This window comes from Butyrivibrio fibrisolvens (assembly GCF_037113525.1).
Lineage (GTDB): Bacteria > Bacillota > Clostridia > Lachnospirales > Lachnospiraceae > Butyrivibrio > Butyrivibrio fibrisolvens.
In genome coordinates, this window is sequence record NZ_CP146963.1 from 219,859 (window position 1) to 238,025 (window position 18,167).

An 18,167-nucleotide genomic window follows, 5' to 3' on the forward strand; every position below is an offset into this window, starting at 1 on the left:
TGACCCGCAAAACATGAGCAAAGTAGCACGTAGTGCGGATTTGCGAATGTTTTAGGATTGTGAGAGTTTCGAAGAAACGGAACAATCCGTTAGTCATATGGTGTCAAAAGGAACTTTTGACACCTACCTCATTATATATAATCAGTCATGTCTTGGCGGTAGTTTTTTGCTAGATTTATGCAGCCTAGGTAGTCGTAGATTTTGATTGCTTCTTCCATGATTTCTTTGCCTCTGGTTTTATCTTCCCATTTGTATGTATACATGCCTAGTAAGAAGTGGTAGAGGTTTCGCTCATATAGTTTGGTTTCATCGGAAATTAGAGCCGGTATGTTGTCTTTATAGTAGGTGGCGACATCTTTGTTGTTTCTATAGACACAGGTTTCGAAGATGTTTAATAGCACTATAGTTGCAAGGTTTTTGTTGGCGCCTGTTTTTGTGACTTTGTCTAAAACTTCTGTGCCCATCTTATGTAGAAGGGGGATGTCTATGAACATGTAGATGTTGCCGATCAGTATCAGTTCATAGATATTCCATTCATCTGTTACGAAGAGGTAGTCTGCAATTTCACGTTCATATTCCTTTGGAAAAGGAATGCTTCTGTCACATTTACAGATAAAACTCTGTGCCAGGATCATATTCAAATGGTATTGGTATACAGATGGATTGCTGCAATATTTCTCTTTTTGTTCTTTATATAAACTTCTGAATCCTTCTATATCTCTTTCATACTCAAGCTTAGATAATTTAGACATGAATTCGATTGTTTCTGACTTTTGATGGTCGTTAAGAGCGCTGAAGAATTCACCGGGTTCTGTCTGTATATTTTTAAGGGCCGATATAAATTTTGATATAGACAGATCTGCCTGCCCTCTTTCAAAACGAGACAGTTGTGACATGGACACGTTTTCATCTGAGGCCTGTTTAAGGCTTATGTGATTATTGATTCTAAGTTCACGAAAGGTTCTTCCTATTTCTGAAAGACTTTTCATAAAAATCTCCTGCATTTATGTGATTTTGGTCATAGTAATAGATTTCGAGGTTACAGCTTTTGTAGATTGGATAGTTTGAGTTTCAAAGAAACGGAACAATCCGGTAGTCATATGGTGTCAAAAGTAACTTTTGACATCTACCTCATAATATATTATATACGGCGTAAAATCAGGTTTTGATAATTTATCGATCATGAGAAAAACAAAGGTGTGATCTTTTGCATATTTTATAAATAAATATACATGTATGGGGTTGTTAAAAGTATAATTATGCATTATAATCTTTAATATCTTACAAACGATTTGGCTTTTAGAGATGAAAGGAATAGCGGTTATGGCAGAGATTAACTTACATGGCAGGGATTTTTTGAAACTTTTGGATTTTACTCCCGAGGAGATTGAATATTTATTAGATTTAGCAGCAGATTTTAAGGATAAAAAGAAAAAGGGTATTCCTCATAACGAGTATCCAACCAAGAATGTTGCCCTTATTTTTGAGAAGACATCAACTCGTACAAGATGCTCTTTTGAAGTTGCAGCTCATGATCTTGGAATGGGTTCGACTTACCTTGAGCCTACAGGTTCACAGATCGGTCATAAGGAAAGTATTGCTGATACAGCAAGAGTACTTGCCAGCATGTATGACGGAATCGAGTATAGAGGTTTTGATCAGGAGATAGTTGAGACTCTTGCCAAGTATTCCAAGGTGCCTGTATGGAACGGCCTTACTAATGAATTCCATCCAACACAGATGCTTGCAGACCTTCTTACTATCAAAGAGCACTTCGGACATCTTAAGGGAATTCACCTGTGCTATCTTGGCGATGCAAGATACAATACAGGTAACTCTCTGATGGTTGCATGTGCAAAGATGGGAATGCATTTTACTGCTGTTTCCAATAAGAAATATTATCCGGATCAAAAGCTCATTGATACATGCCTTGAGATTGCAAAAGAGACCGGAGCGGTAATAGATTTTTCAGAAGATGTTATGGAAGGAACTAAGGGAGCTGACGTTATTGCAACTGACATCTGGGTTTCAATGGGTGAGCCTGAAGAGGTATGGGAAGAGCGAATCAAAGACCTTTCTCCATACGCAGTTACAAGTGATGTTATGAAGAATGCTGGTGATAAGGCGGTATTTATGCACTGTCTTCCTTCATATCATGACCTGAATACTAAGATGGGTCAGAAGATCAAGGAAAAATATGGTCTTGATGAAATGGAAGTTACGGATGAAGTCTTTGAATCTGAGCAGTCTCTTGTGTTTCAGGAAGCCGAAAACAGAATGCACACGATCAAGGCGGTGATGTACGCGACTATTTAAGCTGTGCCGCAGGACAATAAAAAATAAAATCGTTAGCCTCAGGTGAAAATAACCTTGATTTTTCTAAGGGTCTTAAACGCTTATGTGGACATGCTATACTTCAGCGTTTAAGACCCTAAGAAAAAGCAAGGTTATTTTCAAAATCGGCTAATGATTTTATTTTTTATTGTCCTGATTCTCAGTTATTGTAATAGTTTGTGTAGTGTCTCATTCTTAATTATCTCAATTATTTGGCTGTGTATTTATTTACTACGTTGGAAATGTTGATAATGAGTGAAGTTGCGTAGGAGTGATTATTGCGTATAATTAAGGAGGAATTGGTAGAGAGATGATGAAAAGGCTTTTATCAGATTCCCAATAGCGTTGTGTATATAAGAGGTCTAGGATGCAGGAAATGACAGAAGGCAAGATTAAAGAATTGCTTAATACAAAGTGGGCAGGGCGAAATCTTTATGTGAAGAAGGAAACTGGGTCTACTAATGATGATGCAAAGATGGCAGGGCTTAATGGTGAAGCTCATGGGACACTTATTGTTGCAGATGAGCAGACTAAGGGGCGGGGGAGGAATGGAAGGTATTGGCATACGCCTAAAGAGAAGAATGTAGCTATGAGTCTTCTTTTGCATCCGGAGTCTGATCCTGCTAAGGCGCCTATGCTTACTCTTGTAATGGGGCTTGCACTTGCGCAGGGGATTGAGAAGGTTTGCGGGCAGAAGGTTTCTATTAAGTGGCCTAATGATATAGTTCTTGATAAGCATAAGTTGTGCGGTATACTTACGGAGATGTATCTGCATGATGGTAAGTGTGATGTTGTTATAGGTGTTGGGATCAATGTTAATCAGGAAGAGTTTGCACCTGAAATTGCAGACATGGCTGGGTCTCTTTTCACACAGACAGGTAAAGAGTATGATAGGAATGAGGTCATTGCTCAGGTCATGAATGCTTTTGAAATAGACTATGATCTTTTCATTGAGAATGAAAATCTGAAGCTTCTGAAAAATGACTATGAAGAGCGTCTCATTAATAAGGATAAACCGGTGAAAGTGCTTGATCCTAATGGTGAGTATCAGGGAACGGCGCTTGGTATAACGGACACGGGTGAACTTATTGTGGAAAAAGAGGATGGAAGCAGAGTCGTTATAAATTCAGGCGAAGTGTCTGTGCGTGGATTGTATGGGTATGTCTGAGCGGTTCTGTAAATGTGATATTGAATTACATTAATGCAATTCTGGACATGTTGATGATAAATCTTTTACCATACTATCTGAAGATAATATAAAAGGAGACGAGTTATCATGAAGAATAAACTGGTACTTGTAGTAGATATAGGAAATACAAATTTTACATTCGGAGTTTTCGAAGGCAAGAAGCAGATCGCTACTTTCCGCATGATGTCTCAGAATACACATACTTCTGATGAGTACGGAATAGAGCTTATCGCTATGCTGGGTGCTAATGGTATTGAGAAAGAAGATATCGAAGGCATCATAGTAGCCAGCGTTGTGCCTCAGGTAATGCATGCATTTGTATCAGCGCTTATCAAATATCTGGGCATAAGGCCTTACATAGTAGGTCCCGGGATCAAGACGGGTATCAAGATAACTACAGAAAATCCCAAGGAGATAGGCCCGGATCTTATAGTAGATGCTGTTGCGGGATTTGAGCTTTACGGCGGCCCTGTCATGGTCATTGACTTTGGAACAGCAACAACTTATGAGATCATTAATGAAAAGGGCGAATTCTTTACAGGTGTTATTTCACCGGGAATCAGAATTTCAGCCAAGGCTCTTTGGCAGGATACTGCCAAGCTTCCTGAGATTGAGATAAGGAAACCTTCATCAATACTGGCTAAAGAAACTATTTCAAGTATGCAGGCTGGTCTCATGTATGGACAAATCGGTCAGACCAAGTATATAATAAGCCGCATGAAAGAGGAGTCCGGTCTTACAAACATGAAAGTTGTAGCTACAGGCGGACTTGGAAGAATGCTGGTGGACGATATACCGGAGATTGATGAGTATAATCCTGCGCTTACACTTGAGGGACTTAGAATTCTTTATGAAAAGAACAGAAAAGTTCAGCCCAAGGAAAGCGATTATGAGGATAATGCAAATTAGTGCATGAGGTTGGGAGTTAATCTTCGATTAACTCCACGAATTGATGGAATAAAATTCCATCAATTACGAACCATTAGATTCTCCTTACAGTAGAATCATGAGGTTGGGATATGAGTAATAAAGATTTTGATAACAATGAGATAAAAGAAAATAAGGACGGTATGGCTCCTGATCAGGTAGATGAAGAGATTCATTCAGAGACCCTTGAAGGTCAGAAGAGAGAGCCTCAGCATCTTATCATCAATAAGGAAACCGGTAAGGTTATAAATGCAAAGACAGGTGAAGAGGTTCAGACTATAGATATCGTTACTGAAGATGGAATGCTTGGTTCTGTATCTGCAAGTGGAAGGATCGTCCTTTGCGGTGCCAATGCTTACGAAGAGAAGTATTACTTCAATCCTCTTTTCCGTAAGGTACCTGAGAGTATCCAGAAAGAGCTTCGTATTATCTGTGTTCTCTATACACAGAATGCCGGCGGCGTCTTTACTATTGAATTTGAAGAAGACGGAACCATTACGATGGAGACTAATGCCGACGAAGAAGATATCACTTATGATGAAGTAAGTGCAGGACTTCTTATTGGAGAGATAAGAAGACAGCGTCAGGATCTTTTCAAGGCACTTGAAACATATTACAAAGTTATAGTGCTTCATCATGATATATCAGAGCTTCTTAATGAAGATGAAACGGATGATGAGGACTAATGAGTTGAGCTACGCTCAACTCATTAGATTCTCCTTGCAGTCGAATCATGAGGTTGGGCGTTAATCTTCGATTAACTCCGAACATTGATGTTACTAAGTTCCCGACATAGAAGTTCATCCATGAACTTCTAAACATGTCGTAACTACGTCCTGTAGTTCCCGACCTTGAAGTACATCCATGTACTTCAAAACAGGTACTAACTACATCCTGTAATTCCATCAATGTTGAACCAAGAGGTTTGTTTGATGAAATATTATCACGAGCTGCAGATTGGCAGCGTAACGATTCCTAATAATATAATCCTTGGCCCTATGGCAGGTGTTTCAGACCTGCCATTTCGTTTGCTTTGCCATGAGCAGGGGGCTGGTCTTGTGTGTATGGAAATGGTGTCAGGTAAGGCCATTACATACAAGAACAAGAAAACAGGGGACCTTATGGAAATCCATGAAGGTGAGCATCCTGTATCACTCCAGCTTTTTGGTTCGGAACCTGATACGCTTGCTAAGGCAGCAGAGATGATATCTGGCAGGCCTTTTGACATTCTTGATATCAATATGGGATGTCCTGTTCCCAAGGTTGTATCTAATGGAGAAGGTTCTGCTCTTATGAAGAATCCTTCATTAATAGAAGAGCTTGTCAGAAGTGTAAAAAGCGTAACGGATCGTCCTGTAACTGTTAAGATACGAAAAGGATTTACCGATAAACGTGTCAACGCAGTAGAGTGCGCACTTGCTGCCCAGGCAGGGGGTGCAGACGCGGTTGCTGTTCATGGTCGTACCAGAGAGCAGTATTATAGCGGTAAAGCTGACTGGAGCATCATTGCAAAAGTTAAAGAGGCGCTTGATATACCTGTTATAGGTAACGGTGATATCGTAGATTCTGAATCTGCAAAGAGGATGATCGATGAGACCGGATGCGATGGCATAATGGTTGCAAGAGCTGCTCAGGGTAATCCCTGGATATTCAGAGAGATAGCCGCAGGCCTTAAGGGAGAAGAGATTCCTGATCGTCCAACCAAACATGAAGTATATGATATGATCATGAGACATGCGGACCTTCAGCTTCAGTACAAGGGTGAGTATATCGGAATAAGAGAGATGCGAAAGCATGTTTCGTGGTATACGACAGGATATCCCAATTCCGCAAAGCTTCGCGATGCTGTTAATGCTATGGAAGATATGGACAGTCTTAGAAAAGCTTGCAGAGACGTCTTTTTAGCAGAATAAAAATAGAATTATACATTATTATATTTTGGAATCATTGATTCAGGAAAACTATGTTATAACAATTACACACTGATAGACAGGTGAACATTAACAAGATTTGGGATTATCCCTATTGCGTTTTGAAATATATTAATGTAGAATATATCGAGTTCTATACTGCTTAAACGAAATTTGACAAGAATAATGTTTTAAATAAAGATTTTTAGGAGGCGGATGCAGACCATGGATGAGAAGAAGATTTTAACTTACGAAGGCCTGAAGAGATACGAGGACGAGCTCGAGAATCTTAAGGTAGTTAAGAGAAAAGAAGTTGCAGAGAAGATCAAAGAAGCTCGTGAGCAGGGTGACCTTTCTGAGAACGCTGAGTATGATGCAGCTAAAGATGAGCAGCGTGATATCGAAGCTAGAATCGAAGAGCTTGAGAAGATTCTCAAAAATGCAGAAGTTGTAGTTGAAGAAGAAGTTGATCTTGATAAGATCTCCATCGGCTGCAAAGTCAAAGTTAAAGATATGGAGCTTGATGAAGAAGTTGTTTATAAGATTGTAGGATCTTCAGAAGCTGATTCACTTAAGGGTAAGATCTCTAACGAGTCTCCTGTTGGTAAGGCTCTTATCGGAGCTAAGAAGAACCAGACAGTTAAGGTTGAGACTCAGGTTGGCGTTCTCAAGTTCAAAGTTCTTGAGATCGAGCGCCCTCAGATCGCTTAAGTTATATCCTGTAAGCGGCTAAGTGTTTAGCTAATAATAGTGTATGACTTCCTGAATACTGTTAGAAATCGCATTGGCTGCGGATTCTAAGACTTGTGTTTGGGAATGGATGACTCAAAAAGAAGGTCCTGTGTTATGCACAGGACTTTTGTTGCGTAAATAAAGTGAGGTAAGAAATGGCAGATAACAATCAGCAGAACAAGGGCGCAGCGCCCGCAGAAGAGCAGGACGTAGGAAGGCTTCGTCAGGTAAGACGTGATAAGCTTAAGGAATTACAGGATGCCGGTAAGGATCCTTTCCAGATAGTTAAATACGATCAGACACATCACACACAGGAAATCCGTGATAATGTTGAAAAACTTGAGACAGTTCTTGAAGTTGGAGAAGATGGAAGAACAATCACTCCTTCAAGAGAGTCTGTTCCTGCAGAGAAGATCGTATCAATCGCAGGCCGTATGATGTCCAAGCGTGTAATGGGTAAGGCATCTTTCTGCAATATCCAGGATAGAGACGGACGTATGCAGGTATATGTATCACGTAACGACCTTGGCGATGAAGCATATGCTGAGTTCAAGCGTATGGATATCGGTGATATCGTAGGAATCAAGGGTTTTGTTTTCAAGACTAAGACTGGTGAGCTTTCAGTTCATGCATTCGAGCTTACTCTTCTTTCCAAGTCTCTTATGCCACTTCCTGAGAAGTTCCATGGCCTTACAGATACAGAGACAAGATACAGACAGAGATACGTTGACCTTGTAATGAATGAGGAAGTTAAAGAGACATTCAAGAAGAGATCAGCTATCCTTCGCGAGATCCGTAACTTCTTATCAGGACGTGATTTCATGGAAGTTGAGACACCTATGCTTGTTGAAAATGCAGGTGGTGCTGCAGCAAGACCATTCATCACACACTACAACGCACTCGGAGAAGACAGAAAGCTTCGTATCTCTCTTGAGCTTTACCTTAAGAGACTTATCGTAGGTGGAATGGAAAGAGTATACGAGATTGGTCGTGTATTCCGTAACGAAGGAACAGATCCTCGTCACAATCCTGAGTTCACACTTATGGAGCTCTATCAGGCATATACAGATTATGAAGGAATGATGGAACTTACAGAGTCCATGTTCAGATATCTTGCAGAGACTGTATGTGGCACAACTCAGATCACATATGGTGATAAGGTCATCGACCTTGGTAAGCCTTTCAAGAGACTTACTATGTCAGATGCTGTTAAAGAATATGCAGGTGTTGATTTCGAGACTATCGAGTCCGCAGAAGCTGCTATAGCTCTTGCTAAGGAAAAAGGACTTGAGATCGAGCCTGGTCATGATACAAAGGGTGATATCCTTAACCTCTTCTTCGAAGAGTTCTGTGAAGACAAGATGATCCAGCCTACATTCATCATGGATCACCCTGTTGAGATCTCACCTCTTACAAAGAGAAAGCCTTCAGATCCTTCCAAGGTTGAGCGTTTCGAGCTCTACATCAATGGTTGGGAAATGTGTAACGCTTATTCAGAGCTTAACGATCCTATCGATCAGAGAGAGCGTTTCAAGGCTCAGGATGCTCTTGCAGCAGCTGGTGACGAAGAAGCTAACCACACTGATGAAGACTTCCTTAACGCTATGGAGATCGGTATGCCTCCGACAGGTGGTATCGGTTACGGTATAGACAGACTTTGCATGCTCCTTACAAATGCACCTAGCATTCGTGACGTACTTCTCTGGCCTGCACTTAAGTCACTTGATCCAAGTGCAAGAAAGGCTGCAGAAGCTGCTGAGGAGTCAACAGGTTTCTTTACACCTAACAACAAGATCGATTTCTCAAAGGTTAATGTAGAGCCTATGTTCGAAGAAGATGTTGATTTCGAGACATTCTCAAAGTCAGACTTCAGAGCAGTTAAGGTTAAGGCTTGTGAAGCTGTAGCTAAGAGCAAGAAGCTCCTTCAGTTCACACTTGATGACGGAACAGGAAAGGATAGAACAATCCTTTCAGGTATTCATGCATATTATGAGCCGGAAGAACTTGTAGGTAAGACACTTATCGCTATTACAAATCTTCCTCCTCGTGCAATGATGGGAATTGAGTCTAACGGAATGCTCCTTTCAGCTGTACACACAGAAGAAGGAGAAGAGAAGCTCCACCTTCTCATGGTTGATAACCACATTCCTGCAGGTGCAAAGTTATACTAATTGAGCGTCCTGTAATTAGTACATGGAAGTGCATAGGAGTTTCTTCTAGAACTCCATATTTCTGGACATGTACTTACTACATCCTATAGTAATAATAAGATTGCGTCGGTATCCATAGTAGTGGGTACCGGCGTTTTTTGTATGCAAATAGCTTTTTTATCAGACTGAAAAGACCGTGTTAATAGGGAGATCAGAGTATTAATTGCAACTTAAACATCCCTGATTGCAACTTAGTACCTAAAGCATTGTAGGTAGGCTTCTTCTGAGATAACCTATGTCTATCAGATGGAGATGACATAGAAATACATCCCTGTATTTCTGAACATGTCAGTTTACATCCTGTAAACGAACGACACAGAAATCATTCATGAACAAAGCATTTCTGAACTTGTCAGTTTACATCCAATAAATGAATGACATAAAAATATATCTCATAAAAAACAAAAAAGGAGCACACAAATGAAGACACTTACACTTACAAAAAACAAAAACAGATTTTTCCAGGGACTTGATTTTCTTAGTTACGGACTTGAGATATTTGCATTTATCGGATTTGAACTTTTACTTGCTTACGTTATTGAGTTTAATTTATATGGCTACTCAGATTTCAAGGATTACACAAAATTTCAGACAGTACTGCACTGGTTTTTAACATGCGGCGTATGGATCTTTGGAATCTGGTATGTTGTAAGAGAAGCAGCTAAAAAGTCAGAAGTAGATCTCTACAAGAATTTCAAAGAAAACAGTCTTGTTAAGGGAGCAAAAGAAATGTCAGTGCTTCAGTGGGGACTTCTTATTACAGGAACAGTTTTTTGTCTGATCTCTACATGGATCGACTGGGACGGCAGTAAGGTTGTAAGAGAGTTTATGCATCGTGGTATTCTTTTCCCATTCCAGTATATGTATTATCTGGTTGAAGTTGTTATGGTACTTCTTATCATCGTATTCGGACAGTATGCATTTGAAAAATGGTTCAAAAATGATAAGATTCCATATGGAGGAATTCTGGTAGCACTTACCTGGGGTCTTGGACACTGGTTCACAAAGGGATCTCTTGGTATGGGTATCTATACAGCAATTGGTGGATTTGTATTTGGCGGTGCATATCTTCTTACAAACAGAAACATTAAGCTGACTTACCTCTTCCTCTGCATTATGTTCATCCTGTAAAGACTACGATAGTTACCGGCGTTTTCGTAATTAAAGGGTAAGGGATTCCGGACAGGATGTAATGATGAAACTATTACAAAACGTGGTGTTGGGTTTGAGATGAAACTGATTAAGACAAAGGAAGAATTTTTAACCGAGAATTATTTGGAACTTCACTATGATGAAGTTGATGATGAGACGATTGGAGTCCTTGATAGATTACGATCTGCTCTTAAATATATAGAAGGAACGTTGGATGAAAAAAGGGTTACTGTCCCGCTTTCTGACATGTTTTACTTCGAGACCGTAGACAGGAAGACCTTTGGATATACAAAGGATACCTGTATAGAAGTCAAAGAGACCCTGCAGGGAATAATAGATGATTATTCAAACGCAGGCTTTGTTAGGATCAGCAAGTCCTCGATCGTAAACCTTTATAAGATAAAAAAGCTTCAGGGTGACCTGAATATGAGAACCCTGATATACCTTAAAAATGATGAGTGCCTTGTAATGAACAGAGGCTACAGAGCTGAATTCTACAAGGCTCTTAACATGCTCCAGGGAAAGAAGGGATAAATGACTATGAAGATAATAGACAGACATAATTTTTTATCTGTTGTATGTGTAAGCTTTACATTGATCGTATGCGGAAAGCTCCTTTTTGAGAAGATGATCGGATTTACGGATCGGTTTTATACTGAAAATATATTTACATGCCTTGGAGTATGCGTACTGGCTACATTTGTTCTGGCAATGCATTATTATCTCCAGCGCTTTCCTTTTATTCCCGTTGTGATAGGACAGTATATCTTCCTGATAGGAGTCATTTTTGCCCTGATATGGATTGCCGGCAACTTTACGGATATGGCTCCCTCTGCTTACAAGGATATGTTCATCTCAGTCACTATCCCTTATGTGATCGGAGCGGCTGCATATTATATAAGCTATTTCATGCAGATAAAAAAGGCTAATGATATTTTTTCAAAGCTTGATTAAATATAACTTCCCAGTTGTTTTGGCGAGAGTAATGGTGCTGTTCGAAGATTTTGACGAAATCTTTCAGATACACTATATTATCTCTTCAAAACAACTGGGAAGTTTTTACTATATTACATGATATAATTGTTTTGATATATTTATTGCGGACATTTTTTTAGAAAGGCTTTTTATGGAAAATAGTAGAGATAAAGTTATTATAAGAACCAGTATCATAGGCATCATCGCAAATGTATTCCTTGCTTCTTTCAAAGCATTTGTCGGTATAGTATCTAATTCTATAGCAGTAACTCTGGATGCGGTTAACAACCTTTCAGATGCGCTTTCATCCATAATTACGATCATTGGAACCAAGCTTGCAGGTAAGCTCCCTAACAAGAAGCACCCCTTTGGATACGGAAGAATAGAGTACCTTAGCGCTATGATCGTATCAGGTATCGTTCTTTATGCGGGTTTGACCTCACTTGTAGAGTCTGTAAAGAAGATAATACATCCCGAGAAGGCCGATTACAGCACAGTATCACTTGTGATCATCGTATCAGCTATCATTGTTAAACTCATTTTAGGAAGGTACGTCAAATCTCAGGGTGAAAAGGTTAATTCAGAATCCCTTATAGCATCTGGTAAAGATGCATCATTTGATGCTTTATTATCCACTTCAGTACTTGCTTCCGCAGTCATATTTCGTTTCACAGGAGTATCTTTAGAAGCGTATGTCGGAGCTCTCATCTCAGTTATCATCATTAAGTCAGGTATCGAAATGATGAAAGACACACTGGACGAGATCCTCGGCGTAAGAGCAGATAAGGAGATGACACAGAAGATCAAGAATCTTATCAAACAGGAGCCTGAAGTAAGAGGTGCGTACGACCTCATCATGTACAACTACGGCCCTGACAATAACCAGGCCACAGTCCATATCGAAGTCCCTGATACCATGACAGTTGATAAGCTTGATGAACTTACAAGACGTTTGGAAAAAAAGGTCATGAAAGAGACCGGGGTATATCTTGTCGGCGTAGGAGTATACTCCTACAATACAGGAGATAACGAAGCTTCAAAACTTCGTAATGCCATTTCAGAAAAAGTCCTTGCTTATGACTTTACCGTTCAGATGCATGGCTTTTATGTTGATTTTGAAACAAAAGAAGTTAGATTTGACGTAGTACTTAGCTTTGCCATCGAACCTGAGAAGGCACTTGAGATCATAAATAAAGATCTCAAAGAAACCTTCCCTGAATGCACATTCCAGATTGCGGCAGATATTGATGTATCTGACTGATGATCACGCTTCAGCAATAGCTTTATTAAGTGTATTAAGAACCAGCTTTTTATTGGCGGACCATAAGGGCGCAATCAGCAGCCTTTTTGGTCCGTCTCCTGTTATCCTGTGAACTACGATATCTTTAGGAAGAAGCTTCAAACACTTGACCACTAAATCGCAGTATTCCTCAAGCGTAAAAACATGAAAACCAGTCTCTTCAAATTCTTTTGCAAGATCAGTTCCCTTAAGCACATGTAAAAGCTGAAGTTTTATACCATCAAGCCTCGGTGATAATTCTGCCAGATATCCTACAGTTGCAAGCATATCCTCTTCACTTTCTCCCGGAAGTCCCAATATCACATGAACTATGACAGTAAAGCCTTTTTCTTTTAACCTTCTATAAGCATCTTCAAATACAGGCAGCTCATATCCCCTTCTAAAGTGCCGTGCCGTGTCTTCATTAATAGTCTGAAGCCCAAGCTCGATCCAGATATCCTTTTTGTACTCATTCCGAAGCGATTCCAGCATCACCAAAATCTCGTCCGGAAGACAATCCGGCCTTGTCCCAATAGACAAAGCGACAATCTCAGGATGTAACAAAGCCTGTCTATAAATCTTTTCTAAGATTGCCGGATTCCCATAAGTATTTGTAAACGACTGAAAATAGGCTATATACTTATGATCCTTCCCCTTAAGCTTGGCTGCCACCTTTTCCTTTGCAGCTTCAATCTGCCTGTCGATATTTTCTTCTATAGAAATGGAATTGCCATTCTTATCCTTCGTCAGAAAAAAAGCCGCAAAATCCCCAGACCCTCCTTCCGAACAGAACGTGCACCCACCATTTCCCACAGTCCCATCTCGATTAGGACAAGTACAACCGGATTGAAGCGACAATTTGTAAACCTTGCATCCATATGTTCTTTTTAAATAATCAGATAAAGTGTTTATATTCATATGCTAATTATACTCCAGATAGTTACATATATTCGCGACCTTGAAATAGAAGCGCACATTTACTACGCATTTCGTAATTCAATGGATCGGTTACCAATAGGCAATCTTGACTCTCCTTCAGCGAAGCCCCTTGTTGTGTGGCCGCCGAAGCACGAAGCACGCAGTGCCTTTCGTGCCCAAGTTTTGGCAAAAGTCAGGGCGATAATAAATAATATCCCTAGCCGATTTTGAAAAAGATGCGGATAGTTCTTAGGGTCTTAGGAGCGAAAGTACAGCGTGTCCACGTCAGCGGATAAGACCCTTAGAAATATCCGCATCTTTTTCACATGAGGCAAGGGATATTATTTATTATCGCCCGTCCCCCCCGCCACCACCCCTCACGAATTTCCACAATTGCATATTTCGCCCGTTAACGATATACTATAGCGTGATAAATAATCGAAATTATAAGATGCGGATATTGCGTGTAGCAAAGATGCATCGCCACAGGTCCAGGCGCATCATTCGCGCTGTGAGGCCGGAAAGAAGGTAAAATGTACACAAAGATCGGTAGTAACGAACCCTGCTGGTGTGGCAGCGGCAAGAAGTACAAAAAGTGCCACGAGCAGTTTGATGAACGCATTATAGGGTTTGAGCTTAAAGGGCATGAAGTTCCACCCCGCAGGATCATCAAGACCAAAGAACAGGTAGAAGGCATAAAAGCAAGCGCCAAGATCAACATAGCTTGTCTTGACCGCGTGGCTAAAGAGATTCACGCAGGCATGTCAACTGAAGAGATAGATCATATAGTAGCAGAAACTACAAGGGAAATGGGCGGCATCCCGGCTCCTCTTAATTATGAAGGCTTCCCCAAGAGCGTATGTACCTCAATCAATGATCAGGTATGTCACGGAATCCCTTCACCACACGATATATTAAAAGACGGCGATATCATAAATGTAGACTGTTCTACTATCCTTAACGGATATTATTCAGATTCATCCAGAATGTTCTGCATTGGAGACGTATCTCCTGAGAAGAAAAAACTCGTTGAAGTTACCAAAGAATGTGTAGAGATCGGTATCAAGATGGTTAAGCCATGGACATTCCTGGGCGATATGGGCAATGCCGTACATCAGCATGCACTTGATAACGGATATACAGTTGTAAGAGAAATAGGCGGACATGGATGCGGTATAGAATTCCATGAAGATCCATTCGTAAGCTTCGTATCAAGACCCGGAACAGAGATGCTCATGGTACCCGGAATGACATTTACCATTGAGCCAATGGTAAACATGGGAACTAATCGCATCTTCGTTGATGAAGAAAATGACTGGACAGTATACACAGCTGACCACAAGCCTTCAGCTCAGTGGGAAGTACAGGTACTTGTTACAGAAGATGGCTGCGAGATTCTTACTTACTAATATCCGTAGCAGACGTTTAAAGGCATATATAGCATTTTAAAAGAAAATTATAAAGATATAGATAAAGGAGTTTTACATGCAAAACAAAGGCAAATATTATCTTACTACGGCTATTGCCTATACTTCAGGTAAGCCTCATATAGGTAACACCTACGAAGCAATCCTTGCAGATGCTATCGTTCGTTATAAGAGAGCTGACGGCTATGATGTTCACTTCCAGACAGGTTCTGACGAGCACGGTCAGAAGATTGAGTCCAGAGCTATTGAAGCAGGCTGCGACAGCCCTAAGGAATTCGTAGATCAGGTTTCAGGCGTTATCAAGGATATCTGGAACAAGGTTGGAACATCTTATGACAGATTCATCCGTACAACAGATGATGATCACGTTAAACAGGTTCAGAAGATCTTCAAGAAATTCTATGATCAGGGCGACATCTACAAGGGCTCATATAAGGGCAAATACTGTACAGAGTGTGAGGCATTCTATACAGATTCCCAGCTCAACGAAGGCAAGTGCCCTGTATGCGGCGGCGATGTACACGATTCAGAAGAGGAAGCTTACTTCTTCAAGATGAGCAACTACACTCAGAGACTTATCGATTACATCAACGAGCATCCTGAGTTTATTCAGCCTGAGTCCCGTAAGAACGAGATGATGAACAATTTCCTCCTTCCAGGTGTTCAGGATCTTTGCGTATCCAGAACAAGCTTTAAGTGGGGAATTCCTGTAGATTTTGATGACAAGCACGTTGTATACGTATGGCTTGATGCTCTTGCAAACTATATAACAGGTATTGGCTATGACTGCGATGGCAACAGTACAGAAGAATTCAAGAAGTACTGGCCTGCAGATCTTCACCTTATAGGAAAAGACATTTTAAGATTCCATACAATTTACTGGCCAATCTTCCTTATGGCTCTTGATCTTCCGCTTCCAAAGCAGATCTTCGGTCACCCGTGGCTCCTTCAGGGCGGTGAAAAGATGTCCAAGTCCAAAGGAAACGTTATCTATGCTGATGATCTTGTAGATCTTTTTGGTGTTGATGCAGTACGCTATTTTGTTCTTCATGAGATGCCTTTCGATAACGACGGAACTATCACATGGGAACTTATGGTAGAGCGTTTCAACTCTGACCTTGCTAATACACTTGGTAACCTTGTAAGCCGTACTATTGCAATGAGCAATAAGTATTTTGACGGAGTAGTTGAAGATAAGGGTGTAACTGAGCCTGTAGATGACGATCTTAAGAGCGTTGTAACAGGAACATATAAAGTTGTAGAAGAGAAGATGGATGAGCTTAGAGTTGCAGATTCTCTTACAGAGATATTCAACCTCTTCAAGAGATGCAACAAGTACATCGACGAGACAGAGCCGTGGGTACTTGCAAAGGACGATTCCAAGAAGGACCGTCTTGCTACAGTTCTCTATAACCTTACAGAATCAATCATGATCGGTGTATCACTTCTTGCTCCGTTCATGCCTGAAACAGCTGAGCAGACAGCTAAGAATTTCAACGATCAGCTCAGAGGATTTGAAACACTTTCAACATTTGGAACATATCCAAACGGCAACAAGGTATCAGCTGAGCCTGTGATGCTTTTTGCAAGAAAAGATCTTGAGTCAGTTCTTAAGCAGACAGCAGAAATTACAGAGAAGCAGAAGGCTGAGTTCTTTGAAAGCCAGGAAACAGCAGCAGCTAACCTTGATAAAGCAGGAAGATCTCAGGATGCTGACAAGATCCGCGAAAACCTTAAGAAGCTTCGCGGCGGTGATGCAGGATCTTCTGACGAAGAAGCTATCGATATCGAGCCTAAGGCTGAGATCGCATATGACGATTTTGCAGCTATGCAGTTCCAGGTTGGTGAAGTTATTAAGTGTGAAGCAGTACCGAAGTCCAAGAAGCTTCTTTGCTCACAGGTTAAGGTTGGATCAAGAACACTTCAGATCGTATCAGGAATTCATAAGTACTATGAACCTGAAGATATGGTCGGTAAGAAGGTTATGGTCCTTGTAAACCTTAAGCCTGCTAAGCTTGCAGGAGTTACTTCAGAGGGTATGCTTCTTTGTGCAGAAGATGCAGATGGCAATCTTTCACTCATGGTTCCTGAAAAGAAGATGCCTTCAGGCGCTGAGATCTGCTAATACAGACTATTTTTCTAATGTGGGGGTTACATGGGAAATACATTAAAAAAAGAAAGTATGTTCTTTCAGTCAGCTGATGGTACTGATAAGATCCATGCAAGTATATGGACACCTGAAGGAGAGCCTCGTGCTATCCTTCAGATAGTTCATGGCATGCAGGAATATATTGACAGGTACGAAGAATTCGCCCAGTTTTTTGCACAGCGTGGTTTTGTCGTGTGCGGTGAAGATCACTTAGGACACGGCGAAAGCGTTTCAGAAGGCGGAATGTATGGGTACTTTTGTAAGCAGGATCCTCAGAAGGTGCTTCCTGAGGATTCACATCAGCTTACTCTTATGATGAAAGAGAAATATAAAGGCCTTAAGTATGTGATCCTTGGTCACAGCTTTGGCTCTTTTATCACAAGAGAATACCTTGCAAGATTTGGAAAAGACGTTGATGTGGCGATCCTTTCAGGAACAGCCAATCAGCCTGCGAGCGTTGCAAAGGGCGGCCTTTTTGTAGCAAGATGCCAGAAACTATTCCTTGGCGATAAGCATGTTGCAAAAATGCTGAATGATATCTCTTTTAAATCCTATCTCTCAAAGATAGAAAATCCAAAGACTCCTTCAGACTGGCTTTCCTATAACGAAGAGAATGTTGCAGCTTATTGCAAAAATCCATGGTGTACGTTTACTTTTACCATTAATGGATTCGAGACCATGGCAAAACTTCTTTTGCTTATAGGTGATAAGAAGAGGATGCAGATGATTCCTCATGATCTGCCCATCCTTCTTGCAGCAGGAAAAGAAGATCCTGTAGGAAACTACGGCGAAGGCGTTGAGCAGCTTTATAATATTTACAAAAATGATATAGGCCTGAATGTTTCTTTGAAGCTCTACGATCATATGCGTCACGAGATGCACAATGAGCCAGAAAGACAAAAGGTCTACAATGATTATCTTGCATTTATTGACCAAAACATTTGAACTGACATAAGCAGATTTTG

General features: G+C 40.6%; 16 protein-coding genes. 14 read left to right on the forward strand and 2 right to left on the reverse strand.

The features are described from left to right. Window positions 1–131: 131 nt before the first annotated feature. Window positions 132–989, reverse strand: coding sequence for an Rgg/GadR/MutR family transcriptional regulator (locus WAA20_RS00835; protein ID WP_073388673.1), 858 nt, complete (start codon window positions 987–989; stop codon window positions 132–134). Window positions 990–1,332: 343 nt separating this feature from the next. On the opposite strand from WAA20_RS00835, the gene argF reads away from it, so the two are divergent. The 11 genes from argF (at window position 1,333) to WAA20_RS00890 (ending at window position 12,690) form a co-directional block, all read left to right on the forward strand. Next, the gene (gene argF, locus WAA20_RS00840) at window positions 1,333–2,316 is read left to right on the forward strand and encodes an ornithine carbamoyltransferase (protein ID WP_073388756.1); all 984 of its coding nucleotides are present in this window, start codon (window positions 1,333–1,335) and stop codon (window positions 2,314–2,316) included. A gap of 385 nt (window positions 2,317–2,701) precedes the next feature. Further along, window positions 2,702–3,502 carry a biotin--[acetyl-CoA-carboxylase] ligase gene (locus WAA20_RS00845; protein ID WP_073388674.1) on the forward strand — a complete coding sequence of 267 codons (801 nt, stop codon included), beginning with the start codon at window positions 2,702–2,704 and terminating at the stop codon, window positions 3,500–3,502. Window positions 3,503–3,622: 120 nt separating this feature from the next. Then, complete coding sequence (locus tag WAA20_RS00850; protein ID WP_073388758.1) at window positions 3,623–4,432, forward strand: type III pantothenate kinase; 810 nt, start codon at window positions 3,623–3,625, stop codon at window positions 4,430–4,432. A gap of 110 nt (window positions 4,433–4,542) precedes the next feature. Then, entirely contained in the window at window positions 4,543–5,136 is a 594-nt protein-coding gene (locus WAA20_RS00855) for a DUF6145 family protein (protein WP_330393658.1), read from the forward strand. Window positions 5,137–5,382: 246 nt separating this feature from the next. After that, window positions 5,383–6,363, forward strand: a complete 981-nt coding sequence (gene dusB / locus WAA20_RS00860) for a tRNA dihydrouridine synthase DusB (RefSeq protein WP_073388675.1) — start codon at window positions 5,383–5,385, stop codon at window positions 6,361–6,363. A gap of 222 nt (window positions 6,364–6,585) precedes the next feature. Then, window positions 6,586–7,071 carry a transcription elongation factor GreA gene (greA, locus tag WAA20_RS00865; RefSeq protein WP_073388677.1) on the forward strand — a complete coding sequence of 162 codons (486 nt, stop codon included), beginning with the start codon at window positions 6,586–6,588 and terminating at the stop codon, window positions 7,069–7,071. 176 nt (window positions 7,072–7,247) lie between these two features. Next, on the forward strand, window positions 7,248–9,263 hold the full coding sequence (lysS, locus tag WAA20_RS00870) for a lysine--tRNA ligase (protein WP_073388679.1): 2,016 nt from the start codon (window positions 7,248–7,250) through the stop codon (window positions 9,261–9,263). A 459-nt stretch (window positions 9,264–9,722) separates the two neighbouring features. Beyond that, window positions 9,723–10,433, forward strand: a complete 711-nt coding sequence (locus WAA20_RS00875) for a hypothetical protein (protein WP_073388680.1) — start codon at window positions 9,723–9,725, stop codon at window positions 10,431–10,433. 99 nt (window positions 10,434–10,532) lie between these two features. Next, entirely contained in the window at window positions 10,533–10,988 is a 456-nt protein-coding gene (locus tag WAA20_RS00880; protein WP_073388682.1) for a LytTR family DNA-binding domain-containing protein, read from the forward strand. Continuing rightward, on the forward strand, window positions 10,989–11,408 hold the full coding sequence (locus WAA20_RS00885; protein WP_073388685.1) for a DUF6608 family protein: 420 nt from the start codon (window positions 10,989–10,991) through the stop codon (window positions 11,406–11,408). A 172-nt stretch (window positions 11,409–11,580) separates the two neighbouring features. Continuing rightward, window positions 11,581–12,690, forward strand: a complete 1,110-nt coding sequence (locus WAA20_RS00890; protein WP_081373885.1) for a cation diffusion facilitator family transporter — start codon at window positions 11,581–11,583, stop codon at window positions 12,688–12,690. A gap of 3 nt (window positions 12,691–12,693) precedes the next feature. Here the strand turns inward: WAA20_RS00890 and WAA20_RS00895 are convergent, their stop codons facing one another. Then, the gene (locus tag WAA20_RS00895; RefSeq protein ID WP_073388689.1) at window positions 12,694–13,626 is read right to left on the reverse strand and encodes a TIGR01212 family radical SAM protein; all 933 of its coding nucleotides are present in this window, start codon (window positions 13,624–13,626) and stop codon (window positions 12,694–12,696) included. 533 nt (window positions 13,627–14,159) lie between these two features. Here WAA20_RS00895 and WAA20_RS00900 point away from each other — a divergent pair. The 3 genes from WAA20_RS00900 to WAA20_RS00910 all read left to right on the forward strand — a co-directional run bounded on the left by WAA20_RS00900 (window position 14,160) and on the right by WAA20_RS00910 (window position 18,147). Then, on the forward strand, window positions 14,160–15,035 hold the full coding sequence (locus WAA20_RS00900) for a methionyl aminopeptidase (RefSeq protein WP_073388690.1): 876 nt from the start codon (window positions 14,160–14,162) through the stop codon (window positions 15,033–15,035). A 76-nt stretch (window positions 15,036–15,111) separates the two neighbouring features. Continuing rightward, window positions 15,112–17,178: a methionine--tRNA ligase gene (gene metG / locus WAA20_RS00905; RefSeq protein WP_073388692.1), complete on the forward strand. Its 2,067-nt coding sequence runs from the start codon at window positions 15,112–15,114 to the stop codon at window positions 17,176–17,178. 30 nt (window positions 17,179–17,208) lie between these two features. Continuing rightward, on the forward strand, window positions 17,209–18,147 hold the full coding sequence (locus WAA20_RS00910) for an alpha/beta hydrolase (RefSeq protein WP_073388693.1): 939 nt from the start codon (window positions 17,209–17,211) through the stop codon (window positions 18,145–18,147). Window positions 18,148–18,167: the final 20 nt, after the last annotated feature.